The organism is Xanthomonas codiaei (assembly GCF_002939785.1).
Lineage (GTDB): Bacteria > Pseudomonadota > Gammaproteobacteria > Xanthomonadales > Xanthomonadaceae > Xanthomonas > Xanthomonas codiaei.
The window spans coordinates 281,879-300,313 of record NZ_MDEC01000001.1; the positions used below are offsets into that span (position 1 = coordinate 281,879).

The 18,435-nt window shown below is 66.0% G+C and carries 8 protein-coding genes and 1 other RNA gene; 1 reads left to right on the plus strand and 8 read right to left on the minus strand.

Annotation, left to right across the window (positions count from 1 at the left end; all coding sequences use genetic code 11):
* Positions 1-60 precede the first annotated feature (60 nt).
* From XcodCFBP4690_RS01135 to XcodCFBP4690_RS01170, 7 genes are all read right to left on the minus strand, one after another.
* Positions 61-1,521, minus strand: coding sequence for a glycoside hydrolase family 125 protein (locus XcodCFBP4690_RS01135; RefSeq protein WP_104539219.1), 1,461 nt, complete (start codon positions 1,519-1,521; stop codon positions 61-63).
* 764 nt (positions 1,522-2,285) lie between these two features.
* On the minus strand, positions 2,286-4,940 hold the full coding sequence (locus XcodCFBP4690_RS01140) for a glycoside hydrolase family 3 C-terminal domain-containing protein (RefSeq protein WP_104539220.1): 2,655 nt from the start codon (positions 4,938-4,940) through the stop codon (positions 2,286-2,288).
* Positions 4,941-5,307: 367 nt separating this feature from the next.
* Positions 5,308-8,010 (minus strand): beta-mannosidase, encoded by a 2,703-nt coding sequence (locus XcodCFBP4690_RS22640; protein WP_167394410.1) that lies wholly within the window; start codon positions 8,008-8,010, stop codon positions 5,308-5,310.
* 21 nt (positions 8,011-8,031) lie between these two features.
* Positions 8,032-10,461, minus strand: a complete 2,430-nt coding sequence (locus XcodCFBP4690_RS01150) for a family 20 glycosylhydrolase (protein WP_167394411.1) — start codon at positions 10,459-10,461, stop codon at positions 8,032-8,034.
* Between the two features lie 445 nt (positions 10,462-10,906).
* On the minus strand, positions 10,907-11,974 hold the full coding sequence (locus tag XcodCFBP4690_RS01160) for a glycosyl hydrolase family 18 protein (protein WP_167394412.1): 1,068 nt from the start codon (positions 11,972-11,974) through the stop codon (positions 10,907-10,909).
* A gap of 3 nt (positions 11,975-11,977) precedes the next feature.
* Positions 11,978-13,660 carry an alpha-L-fucosidase gene (locus XcodCFBP4690_RS01165; protein ID WP_104539224.1) on the minus strand — a complete coding sequence of 561 codons (1,683 nt, stop codon included), beginning with the start codon at positions 13,658-13,660 and terminating at the stop codon, positions 11,978-11,980.
* 208 nt (positions 13,661-13,868) lie between these two features.
* Positions 13,869-16,529, minus strand: a complete 2,661-nt coding sequence (locus XcodCFBP4690_RS01170; RefSeq protein ID WP_104539225.1) for a TonB-dependent receptor — start codon at positions 16,527-16,529, stop codon at positions 13,869-13,871.
* Between the two features lie 717 nt (positions 16,530-17,246).
* Here XcodCFBP4690_RS01170 and XcodCFBP4690_RS01175 point away from each other — a divergent pair.
* Positions 17,247-18,245: a glucokinase family protein gene (locus XcodCFBP4690_RS01175; protein ID WP_208622664.1), complete on the plus strand. Its 999-nt coding sequence runs from the start codon at positions 17,247-17,249 to the stop codon at positions 18,243-18,245.
* A gap of 3 nt (positions 18,246-18,248) precedes the next feature.
* On the opposite strand, the gene XcodCFBP4690_RS01180 is transcribed toward XcodCFBP4690_RS01175, so the two are convergent.
* A non-coding RNA gene (locus XcodCFBP4690_RS01180) (sX9 sRNA) lies at positions 18,249-18,324 on the minus strand.
* Positions 18,325-18,435 lie beyond the last annotated feature (111 nt).

The following is an 18,435-nucleotide window of genomic DNA, read 5'->3' on the forward strand; positions in this document are numbered from 1 at the left end:
AGAAGGGCTGGGTCAGGCGTCCGCATGCGGGAGAAGGGTGGGGCAGGCGCTGTGTGGGAATCAGGCGCTACGCAGCAGCTGGGGCTTGCGCTGGTGCAGGTCGATGATCAGCTCGCCGAACAAGGTGTTGGCCCAGGCGAACCAGTCGCGGGTGAAGGTGCCCGGATCGTCCTTGTGGAAGGCCTCGTGCATGAAGCCGGTGCCGGCATGGGTGGTCTTGAGCCACTGCAGGCACTGGCGCAGTTGCGCGTCGTCGTCGCTGACCAGCGCGTACTGGATGATGGACATCGGCCAGATGGTGCCCATGCCGCTGTGCGGGCTGCCCACGCCCTCGGCGGCTGTGCCGCGAGAGAAATATGGGTTGCGCTCGCTCCACGCCAGCTGGCGGGTGCGCAGGAACACCGGGTCGGCGCGATCGCAGCAGCCCAGGTAGGCCAGGCTGAGTAGGCCCGGCGCGTTGGCGTCGTCGATGAACAACTGGTTGCCGAAGCCATCCACTTCGAAGGCCCAATACGCCTGGCCATCGCTGTCGCGCAGTTGGCCGAACTGTCGGGTTGCGGTTTCCACTTCATCGGCCAGTGCGCTGCACTCGGCGGCGAACACGGCGTCGCGATGCAATGCGGTGCTCATCGCAGCCAGTTGCCGCAGCGAGGTCACCGCGAACAGGTTGGCCGGCACGAACAGCGGAAACACGCAGGCATCGTCGGAGGGACGGAACATCGAGTGGATCATGCCGTTGGGTCTGGTCGGCTGGCCGTAGCCTTCCAGCACCAGGGTTTCGGTGGCCAGCGGCGAGGGGCGCTGGAACACGTAGGGGCCGCGGTCGTGCTTGCGCTGCTGCTCGCGGAAGGTGCGCACCACCACGTGCATCGCCTCGCGCCAGTCGTCGTCGAACGGTGCGGTATCGCCGGTGGCGCGCCAGTATTCGTGCGCGATGCGGATCGGGTAGCACAGCGAATCCACTTCCCACTTGCGTTCGCCCACGCCGGGTTTCATTTCGGTGATGTCGTTGAGCGACCACTTCAGGCGCTGGGTCTGGCCATCGGGCAGGAACGCGTTGGCGTACGGATCGAGCGTGATGCAGGCGGCCTGGCGCTGGATCAGGCCATGGAACATGCGTCGCAACGCGGGGTCACGCTTGGCCAGCGGCACGTAGGGGTGCACCTGCGCTGAGGAGTCGCGCAGCCACATCGCATGGATGTCGCCGGTGATGACGAAGGTGTCCGGCTTGCCGTTGCGGGTGCCGGTCTCCACCGTGGTGTCCAGCGTGTTGGGGTAGCAGTTCTCGAACAGCCAGGCCAGCTCGGGATCGGCGATCTGCGCCTTGATCTGCGCGATCTGCTGCTCGACCGCCTTGCTGACGAATCGGCGTTGCGCCTTGGGCGGGCGCTTGCTGACGAAGCTGCCGACGCCACGGGTGCCAGGGGCGGACGCCGCCGCGAAGGCAGGCAGCGCGCTGGCGAGCATGCCGGCGCCCGCGCCGGCACCGAGCAGCTGGAGGATGTCGCGACGGGTGTGCATGACCTCAAGACTCCGTGGGTTCACTGTAGCGGTCGCACGCCTGCAGATCGGCGCCGGTGGACGCGCCGGGGCGCGAGACGGCGATGAGACCTATGCATGACCAATTCCCGATGACCATACAACGTGTGCGCCGCAGATGCATAGTGCGGTCGCACAATTCGACGCCGTACGTGGTCAGCGGCGGCGATGGAGCAGGCCGCGACCACGGCGGCCTTGCCACCGGTGCCGCTCCATGGTGCGGGCGCATACACCGGGGCTGACTCCGCACCGCGGAACAGCGCCGGTCACGCTGGCGGGCGGCAGCAAGTGCGCTGCCGCGTCCAGCAGGACGGCGCCATCGCCGACATCTGCGGCAGGCACGATCTTCGGCAGGCGCGTCGCGGTGTCGCGCCTGCTCCGGAAGATCGCACTCGCCGACCACGCACAGGCGGGCATGCACGCCGATGGCACGGGCCATTCACCCTGGCGAGGTCGATGAACGCTCACCCGCAGCGATTGGGTCTTCCGGCTCTTCGACGATACGGAGGGACGATGAGCGACGCGCGGCGTGACCGGATAGGTGACGACGAGCGACGGGCTCGTCGTCACGTCCCGCCCGGCGTCCGGATTCGGCCGCTCCCTCAACGGGCTCGATCGAGCGGCACCGGCACCGTGCGCGAGGCCTTGGCGACGCCACCGCAGCCGGTGGCTTGCCTGCTGCAATGACCCTGGCCGATCAGTGGCCATGGCCGCCGATGTCGGCTGGCGATTGGCGGCCGCGCCGATCACTTCGGCAGCGGCGAACGTCCCTGGATCGTCAACGCCGCCGCCGCGCCGGGCGCGCCGGTGCCGGGCTGTCCGCCACCGACGAAGACCTGGTAATCGCCAGCCTCCACCGCGCGCTGGCCACTGCGATCCACATCGCTCAGGGCGCGTGCATCCAGCTGGAAGGTCAGCTCGCGCTGTTCGCCCGGCGCAAGATGCACGCGCTGGAATCCGACCAGGCTGCGCAACGGCGACTGCGGGCGGTTTGGGTACTGCAGATACACCTGCGCCACTTCGTCGCCGGCGCGCGCGCCGGTGTTGCGCACGGTCGTGGTCACCTGCAATGCGTTGCCGGCCTGCAGGGTGGCGGTGGACAGTTGCGGCGCGGTGTAGGCGAAGCTGGTGTAGCTCAAGCCATGGCCGAACGGGAACAGCGGCTCGCCCTTGAAGTAGCGGTAGGTGCGGCCCTTCATGTCGTAGCTGACGTAGGGCGGCAGGTCCTTGGTGGAGCGGTAGAACGTCACCGGCAAACGCCCGCCGGGGTTGTCGTCGCCGGCCAGCGCACGGGCGATGGCAGTACCGCCGGACTGGCCGGGATACCAAGCCGCCACGATCGCATCGGCGTGCTGCCTGGCCCAGTTCACCGCCACCGCGCTGCCGCTCATCAACACCACCACCAGCGGTTTGCCGGAGGCCTTGGCGCGTTCGAGCAGGGCCTGCTGCGGGGCGGGCAGGGAGATGTCGTTGCGGTCGCCGCCATCGAAGCCCGGCACGTCGATGCGCAGCTCTTCGCCTTCCACGTCCGGCGACAATCCGACGAAGGCCACCACGGCATCGGCCTGCGCCACTGCCTGCTCGGCCTCGGTCAGCTGCGCGGCTGCCGGTGCCAGCCATTCCAGGCGCACGCCCTGGTCCTGTCCGCGATGCTCCATCTCCAGGCGGATCTTGCGCGGGCGGGTGTCGTCGAAGTGCAGCACGGTCTCCACGTTGCGACCGTCGGCGTTGTGCATGCCGGCCGGCACGTGCCTGTCTTCGGCGTTGCCGGCAACCACCAGCTTGTCATCGATGTACAGCCGCACCGGGTCGTGCCCGGTGCAGTCGAAGCAGCGCGCCACGCGCACCGCCAACGTGTAGTCGCCAGGGCCTGGCGGCAGCAGTTCGCCACTCCAGCGCACTGCGTAGCGGTCTGCTGGTACGCCCTTGGCCGGGCTGACCTGGTCCCAGTTGAAGCTGACGGTACGGTCCTGGCGCACCACCGCCGGCTTGCCGGCCAGGTCGAGGTTGTCGAAATATTCGCCACGCAAGCCCGGCATGCCATCGCTGCGCAACGCGGTTTCAGGAATCATGCCAGGCACGCCGGCGGCCAGCGGCGCGCCTTGTGCGTAGCGCACCTGCGGCGCACCGAAGCGCTCGCGCAGACCCAGCAGCGGGGTCACCGGTTGCGCGGACGTGCCCTGGTAGTTGGCCTCCAGCGCGGCCAGCGCATCGGCATTGGGGCCGAGCACTGCCAGCCGCGTGCCTGGCTTCAGCGGCAGGGTACCGGCGTCGTTCTTCAGCAGCACGATCGACTCTGCGGCCGCCTGCAGGGCCAAGGCACGGTTGGCGCGGTTGTCGATGTCCTTGGCGCCCAGCCGCGCGTACGGGTCCCTGCGCGGGGCTTCCAGTTCGCCCAGGCGGTAGCGGGCGGCGAACAGCCGCACCAGCGATTGATCCAGCAACGCCTCGTCCACTTCACCGCGTTCGATCGCCGTGCCGAGTTCGCGATAGGCATGTCCGCAATTGAGGTCGTGGCCGGCCTTGAGTGCGGCGGCCGAGGAGCCGGCATTGTCCGGGCGGAAGTAGTGGAACTGGGTCATGTCGTCCACCGCATCGCAGTCGGATACCACGAAGCCCTTGAAGCCCCAATCGCCACGCACGCGGCCATTGAGCAGCCAGTCGGCCGCGCACGCGGGGATGCCGTGCAGCGAGTTGTAGGCGCACATCACCGAGCCGGCCTGGCCCTCGACTAGCGCGGCGCGGAACGCGGGCGTGTAGGTCGCTTCCACATCGCGTGGCGAGACATCCACGTCGAAACCATGCCGGCCTGGTTCCGGACCGCTATGCACGGCGATGTGCTTGGGCGTGGCGATCGTACGCGGGTGGCCCGGGTTCTCGCCCTGCAGGCCGCGAATGAAGCTGACCGCGAGCTGCCCGGTGAGGAATGGGTCTTCGCCATAGGTTTCCATGCCGCGGCCCCAGCGCGGGTCGCGGAAGATGTTGATGTTGGGCGACCAGATGGTCAGCCCGGCGTAGCGCTTGTGGTCCTTGCCCGGGCCGCCGGCTAGATTGAACTTGGCGCGCGCCTCGGTGGAGACCACCGTGCCCACCTGCTGCATCAGCTGCGTATTCCAGCTGGCCGCCAGGCCGATCGCCTGCGGAAACACCGTGGCATAGCCATTGCGGGCAATACCGTGCAGGCCTTCGCTCCACCATTCGTAGGCGGGGATGCCCAGGCGCGGGATCGCCGGCGCATCGTTCATCGCCTGGGCGACCTTCTCCTCGCGGCTCATCTGCGCTACCAGCGCGGCGGCGCGCTGTTCGGGCGTACCGCTGCGGTCGGCGGGTGCGGCGAGGGTGGTGCAGGACAGGCTCAGGCCCAATGCCATGGCAAGACGCGATACAAACAGGGACGACATCGATTCACTCCTGCGCAGCGGCCAATGCCGCCAGGCGTTGTTCGGGTAGCGCCGCAGAGTCAGCGGCGAGGTGGGGGGCGGGCGTGGCGGTGTCATGCGCGCGGTTGGGTGTGGTGGTGGCTCGTGCCGCGGTGGGCCCTCATCCGCCGCTACGCGGCACCTTCTCCCGCTGGCGGGAGAAGGACACCCATGGCTCGCGGAAAGTCAGGGTGCCGGACGAAAGGCATGCCAGGACATCAGTTCCTTCTCCCGCGTCGCGGAGAAGGTACCCGCAGGGCGAATGAAGGCATGCATCGCAGGACATCAGTTCCTTCTCCCGCTCTGCGGGAGAAGGTACCCGCAGGGCGGATGAGGGCCGCTTCGTGCTTCATTTCGCTGCCGCTGCCTCCGGCGGCTCCGGCGGAGCGCCGGCCAGCGTCGAGGCCAGGTCGCGCACCTGCAGCGCTGCCTGCACCTGCGCCATCGGCAGCTTGCTGGACACGTGCAGCGTCAGCGGCTCGCCCGGCAGCAGGTCGAAGGCGTTATCGGCCACCTTCACCTCCAGCTCGCCGAACGACAGCCATACCTCTCGCGCCAAGTTGTTGCTGGTCAGGGTCAGCGCATAGCCATCGCCATCGGCGCGCCACTGGGTGTCGATCTTGGCCGTGGGCAAGGCCAGCTGTTTGGCCGGTGCGAAGAACACCACTTCGCGCGAGAGCACCTTGTCGCCCTCCAGCAACTCGAACACCGCATAGCTGCGCTTGGGGTCGGCCTTGCCCAGCAACTGCGCATCGCTGAAGTCGCCTACCTGCAGGCTGCTCAGCGGCTTGACCATGGCCTTCTGCTCGCGCTTGCTCAGCACCTTGCCGTCCATGCCCATCACCCGCATGCGCCAGCGTGCCTGCAGTGGCGTGGTGCGATCGGAGACCAGCGAGACCTCGGTCTGGCCCTTGCCGTTGCGCAGCGCGGCGATCAGCTCCGGCGCATAGAAGCGGCGTGCGTGATAGTGCAGCGCCTTCCAGCGGCCGTAGTAATCCACGCTGGACCACGATGCGCCCGGCCATACATCGTTGAGCTGCCAGTACAGCGAGCCCATCGACTGCGGACGCGAGGCGCGCAGGTGCGAGGCGGCCAGATTGATGCCTTCGGCCTGCATCAGCTGGCTCAGGTAGACGAAGCTTTCGAAATCCTTGGGCTCGCCGAATTCGCGGCGGATGTACAGCATCAGCCGCTTGTTGCCGTTGCCCTTGTCGAACTTCTGGTGCGCGCGCATCACCGGCGATTCCGGGTCCATGTCGGCCGCATCGGCGAACACGCGCACGGTGCGCATGTCAGGGAACGACTGCAGGCCGTATTCGGACATGAAGCGCGGGGTGACGTTGAGGTATTCGGTCACCGGCAGGGCCGGGCCGCCCCACACCTTCCAGTAGTGCATGTCGCCGTCGTTGGTCTGATCGGCGGCACCATCGAAATTGGTGCCCGGCGAGGTGGCCCAGTACGGCACGTCGCTGTCGTAAGTGGCCACCACTTCGCGGAACACGGTGCCGAACAAGGTGGTCATGCCGCGCTCGATGCGGCTGCGTTCCTCCGGGTCCACCGACTGCTTGAACTTGACCCGGTCGCCCCAGTTTTCCCAGCCGGTCTGTACTTCGTTGTTGCCGCACCACAACACGATGCTGGGATGGTCGCGCAGACGCTTGACCTGTTCGATCGCCTCCTGCCGGGTGTTCTCGCGGAACTCCACGTCATACGGCGGCACCGCGCCGCCGAACATGAAGTCCTGCCAGATCATGATGCCCAGTTCGTCGGCCACCTCGTAGAAGTGGTCGTCCTGGTAATGCCCGCCGCCCCACATGCGCAGCATGTTCATGTTGGCATCGCGCGCGTCCTGCAAGGTGCTGCGCATGCGCTCGGCGGTGACGCGCGAGGGGAAGGCATCCAGCGGGATCAGGTTGGCGCCCTTGGCGAAGATCGGGATACCGTTGATCACGATCTCCATGCTATTGCCCCACTTGTCTTTTTCGCGACGCAGCTCCACCGAACGCAGGCCGGTGACGCGCTTGATCTGCTGGCTGTCGCCATCGGCGTCGCGCACGCTGGCCACGAAGGTGTAGCGATCCTGCGCACCATAGCCGGCCGGAAACCAGCGCTTGGGATTGGCGATGCGTACCGGCAGATCGATGCGGTTCTGGCCTGGGTCGACCACCGCGTCCTGGGTGAACTGGCCCACCTTCTGCCCGTCCGGGCCCAGCACCTCCAGCGTCACCTGCACCGGCCCGCTGCGCCCGGCCTGCAGTTCCAGCTGCGCCTGCAACTGCGCGCTGCCGGCGTCGACGCGTTGCTGGGCGATATGCAAGCCGTCCACGCGCACTGCGTCCCAGGCTTCCATGCGTACATCCTTCCAGATGCCGGCGTTGACCATGCGCGGGCCCCAGTCCCAGCCGTAGCTATACGGCGCCTTACGCACATAGGTGGAGCTGTGGCGGCCATCGGGCTCGTCGCCGAACGCCGAATCGTAGGCGCCCGGCAGCGCATACGGCTGCTTGGCCAGCCACGGCTGGATCTTCTTGATCGGCGAGAAGAACTTGATTTCCAGCACGTTGTCGCCGCGCTTGAGCAGCGGCTTGGCGTCCACCCGCCACTGCCGGAACATGTTGTCGGCACTGAGCAGCTTCTTTCCGTTGAGGGTGACCTCGGCCAGCGTGTCCAGGCCGTCGAACACCAGCTCCACGTGCTCGCGCTTGAGCGTGGCCGCATCCACCTTGAAGCGGGTCTGGTACTGCCAGTCGCTCAGGCCGGCCCACTGGATCTTGCCTTCGTTGTCGCGCAGGAACGGGTCGGGCACCACCTTGGCGGCGATCAGGTCGGTCTGCACCACGCCCGGCACCTGCGCCGGCATCCAGCTGGCGGCCTTGGGATAGGTCTTGGCCTGCGGTTGCCCCGGCACCAGGCGCACCTGCCAGCCGCTTTCCAGATTCACTGCCGTCGGCGGTGCGGCCCAGGCCTGCGAAAGTGCAAAGGTCAGGGCAAGCCCGAGACGTGCGGGTGTGAGCAGGGACAGTGCGGGAGTAGTGCGGTGCGACAGGGGCATGGGTGGATCTCCTTGGATGGGTCAACGCGTGGCGGCGGGGGGCGCCTGCGCGGTGGTTTCGATCAGTTGCACGGCGCCGATGGCATACAGCGGGCCGCGGATCGGTGCGGTGAAGCGCAGGCACAGATCATGGATGCCGGTGCGTGCGGGCAATGGGGTTTCCAGGGTGAATTGTTCGCCCAGGGCGTCGCTACGGGGCAATTGCACGCTGGCGAGCAGCTCGCCCTCGCAGCCCTGGCGCACTTCCAGCTCGCCACCGCGGGTTCTTGCCGGGTACTGCACCACCTTGGATTGCTCGTGCGCCAGGCCGAAGTTGTTGGGCAGGCGGGCAGCCTCGATGCGGATCGCACCAACGCCATCCAGGCGTGCCTGCGGATACAGCCGGCAGGCATGGAACAGATCGACGTTGTAGACCGGCGTGTCGGCGCCGGTCATCTCCGGCAGCAGCGGCAGGCGCAGGCCGAGCGCGCCGGCCTCCACGCAATGGCGCAGGCCTTGCGTGTCCATGCGCAACAGCGAGGCGCGGTCGAAGCTGCGGCTGCGCGTGGCGGCCAGCGGCACGCCGTCGGCGGTGAATGCCGTGGCCTTGACCGTGATCGGCAGGGTGATCGTAAACGGCGCCTCATAGCGCGGCGATGCCGGCGTGGGGTCGCTACCGTCGATGGTGTAGTGCAGCGTGCCCGCCCCAGTCTGCGTGCTCAGCGCCACCTTGGCCGGGCCACCGGCAAGCACCGGGTTGGGGCCGTTTTCCAGGGCGATCTCGGCGGCGAAGGCGCCATCGCTGTAGTCGATGCCCAGCGCCTGGTAGCGCTGCAGCTGTGCCGGAAGGCGCGCCAGAAAGCTGTCCCAGTTGCGTGCCGCCGGCGGCGACCAGGTCACTTCCGCCACCGCCGACAGACGCGGAAACAGCGCGTGATCCACATGCCAGCGCGAAGGAATGTATTCGGCCCACAATGCGCCTTGTGCGCCCAGCACATGCCTGGACTGGTCGGGCGTGAGGTCGGCCGGCACCGGCTCGAATGCGTAGACCTTGGACAGCGGCAACACCGTCAGGCGGCCGTTGGGCTCGTCGTTACGGGTGGTCTGCAGATTATCCAGATACAGCCAGTCGCCCGGCGCCAGCACCACATCGTGGCCTTGCCTGGCGGCGGTGACCGCGCCTTCCACGCCACGCCACGACATCACCGATGCGCTGGCCGGCACCCCGCCTTCGAGGATTTCATCCCAGCCGATCATGCGCCGGCCGTGCGCGGTCAGATACTGCGCCAGTTGTTCGTTGAACCAGCCTTGCATGGCGTGGGCATCCTTCACCCCCAGCTTGCGCATCTGCGCGCGCACCGCCGGCGAGGCTTCCCACTGATCCTTGACCGCCTCGTCGCCACCGATATGGATGTAGGTCGACGGGAACAGCGTCAGCACTTCGTCCAGCACCTGGGTGATGAAACTCAGGCTGCGCTCGCTGGTATTGAACAGATACGGGTTGACGCCCCAGTCCACGCCCACCTGCGTGCGCACACCGGGCACGCCCACCTCTTCCGGATACGCGGCAACGGCCGCCTGCGCGTGGCCGGGCATGTCCAGCTCAGGCAGCACGGTGATGTGCATGCGCGCGGCGTAGGCGACGATCTCGCTGATCTGCTCCTGGGTATAGAAACCGCCGTAGCGTTCCGGCGTGCCATGCCGGCCTGCGCCCGGCGGCGTGCGCCAGGCACCGACCTCGGTGAGTTTCGGGTAGCGCTTGATCTCGATGCGCCAGCCCTGGTCGTCGGTGAGATGCCAGTGCAGCACGTTGAGCTTGTGCACGGCCATTGCGTCCAGCACATGCTTGACCGTGTCCACATCGTGGAAGTGGCGGGCCACGTCCAGGTGCTGGCCGCGCCAGCCGAAGCGTGGCCAGTCGCGGATGCTGATCCCTTGCACCGTCACCGCGCCCTTGCGCGCGTCCGCTGTCATCAACTGCCAGGCGCTGACGGCGCCATACAACAGCCCGGCGCCATCGCGTGCGGCGATGCGGATGCCCTTGGCGGTCACGTCCAGGCTGTAGCCTTCCTTCTGCGCCACCGGTGCCTGCGCGCTGCGCTGCAGGCGGATGCTGGCCGGCGAGGCGGTTGCCTCGGTGCGCACTTCCAGCGTCAGCCCGCGGTTGCGCTTGAGCAGGCCGGCTAGATATTCAGCACTGCGCCGCGCATCGGCATCGCCGCCTTCGATCGAAATCACCGTGCCGGCATCGATGGTGAAACTGCCAGCCGCAGGCTTCGCCTCGACCGGTGCGGGAATCAGGGGTAACGGTGCACTGGATGAGGGCGCGGATGCGGTCGCCCCCGCATCTGCCACCGCCGGTGCGGTGCCGGCTTCGCGTTTACCACAGCCGGCCAGCATCAGCGCGGCCAGCGACAATGCAAGCAAACGCGACGGCAGTCTGCTCAACGACAGCCTGCCCAATGACGGCATGCGCACTGGCCGCGTGCACGATGCAGACGTGCTCGATAGGGGCGTACCCGATGACGATGCATCCAGCCGCAGCACTCTCGACAATGGCGTGTGTGGAGCCCGGCTGGTGTTGACCATCATGCAATCACATCCCGATATGACGGAGAGCGGGTCGCTGCGACAGGGCATCGACACAGCGGAGTAGGGCAGCGGCATCGTGCAGTGCCGCAAGCCAGCTGTGCCCGGCCGCTGCGATGCTGCGACTCACACATATGGCGACACTGGCTGCAGCCCCGTTGCAGTGTACGAGTGGCGAGCGATGATTTCGAGCGCATGCCGCATCCCCGCCGCATCGGTGCACATGGCGATCTGCTCATGCATCGCGCAACGCACAGTAACAAAGCCTCCATGCTTTACGCAGGGACTGGCGCACGCTTCAACGCGCTGCGCCAGTCGGGTGTGTGGGTCAGCGCTGCGCGACCGGCAATTCGTCCCACACCTTCGGATCTTCCGCACCCAGCACCCAGCAGCTGAAGCCTTCCAAGCCGTACTGCTTGGCCATGTCGTAGCGTGCCTTGAAGCTGCGCGCGTCGGGGCGGAACACCCACTCGCGCATATCGTCGCGATAGAAGTAGAACCACGACTCCTGCTCGACCGGATCCCACTGCACGGTAGCGTTCTGTTCGATCGCCAGCGGGAAGGACTCGTCGGCATCGATATACGTCGCGGAAATATTCGACGCTTCGGTGCCGTCTTCCTTGACCGGGTTGCCGGTGTACCAGCGATAGCCATAGGTGGCGATGCCCAGCGACAGCTTTTCCTTCGGCACCTGGGTAATCGCGTAATCCAGGTGCTTCTTCATCCACACCATGCCATCGACCGGGCCCGGCGTGGTCCAGCGGGTGTGCTGGTCGTAGGTCATCAGGCTGATCAGATCCGCAGCCTGGCCCAGCGCCTTCAGGTCGTAAGCGCCGCGCCAGTATTCCCACATCCACTTGGAGAACTGGCCGCCTTCGGCATGGCCCGGTGCGTTGGGTACCACCGCCACCGACATCTTGAAGCCGGCCTTGTGCAGCGCATCGGCGGTCTGTTTCACCATCAAGGTGTAAGCGTCGCGATCGGTCCAGGCGATATTCTCGAAATCGAACTGGAAGCCGTAGTACTTGTGCTGCTTGCCGTGGATCAGCAGCGATTCGATCATGCGCTTCTTGGCCGCTTCATCGTGCATCAGCTTGTGGAAGCCGTCGCGTCCGGTGGTCATCGACAGGATCGGCATCACCCGCAGCTTCTTCTGCTTGGCGATGTCATACAGGTACATGTTGGGGGTGCCGTTGACCAGGCCGTTCTGATCCACGCCGTACCAGGTGGGCACCACCACATCGATCTTGTCGACGTTGGCAATGAACGAGTTGGTCGATTTCTGCGTGTTCATCAGATAGAACAACGCCGTGGGGTTTTTGGCCAGGGCCGGGGCGCAGGTCAGTGCCAGCGCAAGTACTATCCAGCTCAATCGCTTGCTCATGAAAGACAACATCCGTCAGGGAGTGGGGGAAGAAAGGTCGATGCGGAATACATACGCACTCTCGCCGACCGGCTTTACCGGAAGGCGCAGATGCAGGCCGTCGGCGCGTTGTTCGAACGGAATCTTCTTGCCGTTGGCCAGCAAGGTCACGCCGCGCACGCCATCGGCGGGTGTCAGCGAGCGGATCACCGCTTCGCCATCGGTTGGCCAGCCGAGCTCGATCGCATACAGCGCGCCGTCGCGGGTGGTGAAGCGGAAATCTTCTGCCGTGTACGGTTTGGTCTTGACGTCCTGGAAGGTGCCGCCCACCACTTCGGTCGGGCCTTCGCCATACACGCGCCACGGCGCGCTGTCGTAGATCGCGCTGCCGTTGGTCTTGAGCCAACGCCCGATCGCCAGCAGGATGCCGCGCTCGGTGTCGGGGATCGAGCCATCGGCGCGCGGGCCGATGTTGAGCATCAGGTTGCCGTTCTTGGCCACCACGTCGGCCAGCATGTGGATGATGAAAGTGGGCGACTTGTAGGTGTCGTTCTCGATGTAACCCCACGATGCATTGCTCACCGAGGTATCGGTCTGCCAGTGGGTGGGGTGGATGCCGGTGAGCTGGCCGCGCTCGATATCCAGCGTGCCGGCGCCTTCCGGGAATGCGCCCAGCTTGTAGTTCACCACCACCCCGCGGTCGGCGTCGGTACGTGCCGCGCCCTGGTTGTAGTAATAGGCCAGCATGGTCGGCAGGCTGCGCCGGAAGGTAGGGTGCGCAATCCACCAATCGAAATAGATCAGGTCCGGCTGATAGGTGTCGATCAGCTCGGTGGTGCGTGCCAGCCAGTCGTCCAGCCAGGCCTGCGACACCGGCGTCCAGTCGTTGGCCACGTCGGCATCGTCCTTGCCCGGCAGGCGCACCTGCGCCGGGCCGTACAGCGCCGCATAACGCGGATCGTTGACGTCCGAGTCGAATTTGCGTCCGCCATCGAAAAACCAGTTGTGCTCGGCGCGATGCGACGACAGGCCGAAGTGCAGGCCCTGCGCGCGGATGGCGGCGGACAGCTCGCCCAACAGGTCGCGCTTGGGCCCCATCTTCATCGCGGTCCAGTCCGACAGCTTGGAGTCGTACAGCGCAAACCCGTCGTGATGCTCGGCCACTGGCACCACATAGCGCGCACCGGACTCACGGAACAACTTGGCCCATCCCTTGGGGTCGAACCGGGGCGCGGTGAATTTGGGAATCAGATCCTTGTAACCGCTGGTCGCCTGCGGGCCGTAGGTCGCCACGTGATGGGCGAACTCCTTGGAGCCTTGCAAATACATGTTGCGCGAGTACCACTCGCTACCGAACGCCGGCACCGAGAACACGCCCCAGTGGATGAAGATGCCGAACTTGGCGTTGTCGTACCACGCCGGGGAGCGATACGCCTTCAGCGCAGCCCAGTCGGGACGGAATGGACCCTTGCGCGCGCCGGCCTCGGCTTCGCGCACCAGGCGTTCGCGTTCGGGCGCGTACTTGGCGGTGGCATCGAGCCACTGCTGGTCGATGGCCTCGGGGCTGAGCGTAGTAGCGGTCGGTGCGGTGGGCGATTGCGCGCTGAGCGTGGCAGCAGGCAATGCGAGCAGCAGACCGAGCGCGACCATTCGCGTTCTGGGTGCAGCTCCGGCGTGGCGGCGGGATGGAGCCGCAAACACGCGGCTATCGGTCGTCATGGGAACTGCACTCCTGTTGAGCAAGACGCGCCGGCGATGCTGCAGCCGTGCGTGGATGGCAAAAGCGGGCCTGGCCATGCTCCCTCAACCGCGAAGGGGCGTGGCCAGTACCACTCCTTGTTACAACTTCAAGTTGTGCGCTGCATGCGACGCACAGCTCAAAAAAAAGCGCGCCACCGTGGAGGGTCGGTGGCGCGCCGGTGCTACGTCAGAACTTGAAGTTCAGCTGGGCCTGATAGCCGCGGCCGTTCTTGTAGAACGCCGTGGGCGCTGCCCGGGTGTTGCTGAAGAGCCGGTAGGTCGAATCGAGCAGGTTGGTCGCGCCGAAGGTGATGCCCATGTAGTCGGTGATCTGGTACGAGGCGGTCAGGTCCAGCTGCTTGTAGCTGTCGGCGAAGTCCTGCGAGGCCAGGCGTCCGATCTGGGTGAAGTACTTCGAGCGGTAGCTGTAGTTGACGCGCACCATCCAGTCGCCATGTTCCCAGTACGGGATGATGTTGTAGGTGTCGCGCGACAGATACGGCAGGTTCAGGCCGGAGCTGGAGTCGGATTCGGCGAAGGTGTAGTTCGCCTGCACGCCGAAGCCCAGGCCCAGCGACTGCTGGTAGTTCACCGCCACGCCCTTGACCTTGGCGTCGGACACGTTCACCGGCGTGGTCACCTGGTAGATGCCGGCTACGGCCGGCGGTGCCGGGTTGAGCTGCTGGCTGACCGTGGTGTTGACGATGTACGAACTGATATCGCGGTAGAACACTTCGCCCGACAGCATGCTGGACGGAGCGAAGTACCACTCGGCCGCCACGTCGTAGTTGGTGGATTCGTACGGCTTCAGATCCGGGTTGCCGCCATTGGCGGTCAGGTTGCCGTTACCGCTGTTGATGGTGAACGAACCGGCCAGATCGGCGTAACGCGGGCGCGCAATGACCTTGGCTGCCGAGAAGCGCAGCACGGCGTCGTCGGTGATGTCGTAAGCGATATTGAAGCTGGGCAGCGCCTTGCGATAGTCGTTGGTCTCGGCCACACGGTTGAAGGTCGCACCACCGTCCTGGCTCTGCCAGAACTCGGACTTGTCGGTGGTGTCGATCAAGCGCACGCCGACGTTGCCGCGCCACTGGCCCGACTCGAAGTTCAACTGCGTATAGACGTTCTGGGTGATTTCCTTCACGTCGAACGAAGAGCCGAAATCCGTGCGGTATGCACCCTGCGGCTGCGCGAGCAGATAGCGACGCACGGCCTCCAGGTTGGCGGTCGGCCAGGTGGTCAGGTCGCCGCTGGCGCCCAGACCGTCGTACAGGCCGCTCGGCGTGGTGCCCGGGTTGAACTGCGTCAACGAAATCGGGTCGGTGGTGTTGATGCGGTTACCACGCGCTTCCACGCCGTTGTTGTGGTTGATGTACTTGTAGCCGAACATCAGCTTGGTGAACGGACCCCAGGCCAGATCGCGCGCCGCGTCCCACTGGAAGTATTTCTCTTCGTCGGTGCTCTTCTGATAGAAGATGCCGCCGGCCTGCATGGTGCTGGAGTCCTGCGAGCCTGCCGGCAGGCCCGCCGGCGAACCCGGCAGCGTCCAATTGGCGGCGTTGCCGTTGTCGTAGTTGACGGCGGTGTTGCGGCCGTCGAATGCATAGTTGTAGCCACCGTCCTGCATCAGGAACTTCATCAGGTATTCGGGGTTCTTGCCGCCGGTGGCCTTCGTATCACCGACCTGTGTGGTGAACACCCACTTCTCGCCCGACCAGTCGTGGCGCAGGTTCAGGCTCTTGGTGGTGACGGTGCTCTCGCGGTAGTTGGCATCCAGCTGCGCATACGGCTGGCCGGCAGCGCCATCGCTGACGGTGGCCGAGGTGACAATGCCGTTCTGCACGTTTGCCTGGGTGATCTTGCGCATGTCGTCGTTGCAGGCCGGGCAGACATAACGCGACTGACTGAAGTTGTTGTACTTGCCCTTGATGTACAGGCCGGTCAGGTTGAACTCGTTCTGCTCGTTGGGCTTCCACTGCAACGCACCCTGCACGCCACTGCGTTCGCGGGTCTGCTGGAAGAATGCGCTGTTGATGCCGGCCGGCACACGGGCGGTGGCCACGTTGCTGCCGTCGCCGGTGATGGTGGCGGTCGGCGGGATGTTGGCGCCGGTGGTGTAGCCGAAGTATTCGATACCGGCGCGCGCCAGGTCCTGCTTGTCGTGCGTGGCGGAGATCAACGCGCCGAAGGTTTCGTCGTCGTTCTTCCAGCTCCACAGCGCCGAGCCGCGCGGATTGCCTTCTTCCGAGCGGTCGTTGTAGTTGTAGCCGAGCGAGCCGCGGATGGTGTTCTTGGGCAGGTCCAGCGGCTTGCGGGTGTGCACGATCACGGTGCCGCCGATCGAGCCTTCGTCGATGCGCGCCTCGGGGGTCTTGTAGACCTCCATCAGGCCGATGATTTCCGGCGACAGCAGGGTGTAGTTGAAGGTGCGGCCGCTGGTGTCGGTCGGGTTGCCGCCCCAGTCGCCGGAGGCGATGGTCTGGCCGTTGAGCAGCACGCGGTTCAACGCCGGGTCGGTGCCGTTGATGCTGACCTTCTCGCCTTCGCCGAACTGGCGGTCGACGCTGATGCCCGGCAGATGCGACAGCGATTCGGCGGCATTGATGTCCGGGAACTTGCCGATGTCCTCGGCGCTGATCGCATCGACGATGGAGTTGGCCGAGCGCTTGACCGCCTGGCTCTTCTCCAGCGACGCGCGGTAGCCGGTGACGGTGATGGTGTCCAGTTCGGTCGTTGCCGATGCGCTGGCAGGCGTTTGTTGTTGTTCTTGTCCGGCAGCCATTGCAGAGCCGGAGCAGTACAGAGCGGCGGTGATACAGAGTGCTAACGTCGTGGTGCGGCTGTGCATGGCTAAACCTCGTTGGTTAGTGCTGTGAGCGCGCCGCCTTCCAAAGGCGTCACGCGCTCGGCGTGGCCGGCAAAACAACACGCCCTGACCGATCGCGGTGGTCGCACTCGGTGCCGCGCAATGGCAGCAGGCGGTGTCGATTCGCGTGGTAGAGGAGGTGTCCCCCGTATGGTGAAGCGGTGGAGCGAACGCGACATCAGCGGGCCGCGCGTCTGACGACGCAGGACCCACGAACCTGGAATCAGCAGGGAAGGGAAGAGCCGTTCTTCAGTACCGAACAGTCCATGGCCCCTCCTGCCAGAACTCCGATTTGGATCGAGTCTCGCGTAGCGCTGACAGCGTTGTCAACACATCGTCACAGATCTCTGATGTGGCTGCGATTGCGCTGCAATGCAGCATTTTTGCGACGTGATCGCCGAAGTGCGCGTGCGTCCGGCCGCGATAATGCAGCTGGCCGGAGGGCGCGATTGGCGCTTTCAATGGCTGCACGGAGCGTAGCCGGGTCTTGCCCGATGTTTGTGCGGAAATCGTTGTGATCGGTGCGGATTTTTCGTGGATGATGGGCGTAGGCCGGGACGGCGTCGATTGTGGCCGGCACGGTTGCGTTACACGGCGATTACTGACAACGTTGTCTACCCGGTGCCGTTCGTCGGACAGCGGGACTCGACGCCAGCCCGCTGCCACTTATCAGGAGAACGCGTGAGCGCAAGCAGCCCAATGGAAGCGGTGGCCTTTCCGCGCCCCGACACCTTCGTTGCCGCAGACGTGGGAGGGACGCATGTGCGCCTGGCGTTGGTGTGCCCGAGCAACGATGCGCGCACGCCGGTCACGGTGCTCGACTACCGCAAGTACCGCTGCGCCGATTACCCGGGCCTGGCCGAGATCATGTCCGCCTTCTTTACCGAGTTGGGATGCGCGCCGGTGCGCCGCGGCGTGATTGCCAGCGCCGGGTATGCGCTGGAGGACGGCAATGTGATCACCGCGAACCTGCCGTGGGTATTAGCGCCGGAGCAGATCCGCCGCCAGCTCGGTATGCAGGCGCTGCACCTGGTCAACGATTTCGAAGCGGTGGCCTATGCGGCCAATTCCATGGTCGGCAATCAGGTCATGCAGCTCTCCGGCCCGGCGCAGGGCGCGCCCGGCCCGGCACTGGTGCTCGGCCCGGGAACGGGGCTGGGTGCGGCGGTGTGGATCCCCAATGGTGCCAACCCGGTCGTGCTGCCGACCGAAGCCGGCCACGCCGCGCTTGCCGCTGCCAGCGATCTGGAGGTGGCCTTGCTGCAGGAACTGCGCCGCACGCGCAGCCACGTAGGCACCGAAACGTTGCTGTCGGGCCCAGGTCTATTGACGCTCTACACCGCACTGGCCACGCTGCGCGGCGAGCCGGCGGTGCATGCCGGTCCGGCCGATGTCACCGCCGCCGCACTGGCCGGCAACGACGTGCTCGCGCGCGATGCGCTGCAGGCGTTCTGTGGTTTCATGGGCAGCGTGGTCGGCGACATGATGCTGCTGTACGGCATCCGTAGCGGCGTGTATCTGGCCGGTGGGTTCCTGCCGCAGATCGCCGACTTCATCGCCGCCAGCGATTTCGTCGCCCGCCTGCTCGACAAGGGTACGCTGCGCCCCGCGCTGGAGCAGGTGCCGGTGCGCATTGTCGAACACGGCCAGCTCGGCGTGATCGGCGCGGCCAACTGGTTTTTGCAGCGCGCCAGCTAGCGCGGCTAATAAAACGTAGCGAGCGGTCGTGAGGTGGGGGCGGACGGCGCGGAGCAACCACAGTGTACGCGTGGTACATGCCGCACCGAGCACCTACCGCGCCCGCCTGGCGGCCGCGCAGTCGTTTTGCCGGCTGCTCTAAGCCAAAACCAGATCGCATCGCCATGCAGGAGTGCCCCAGGGCGTTGCA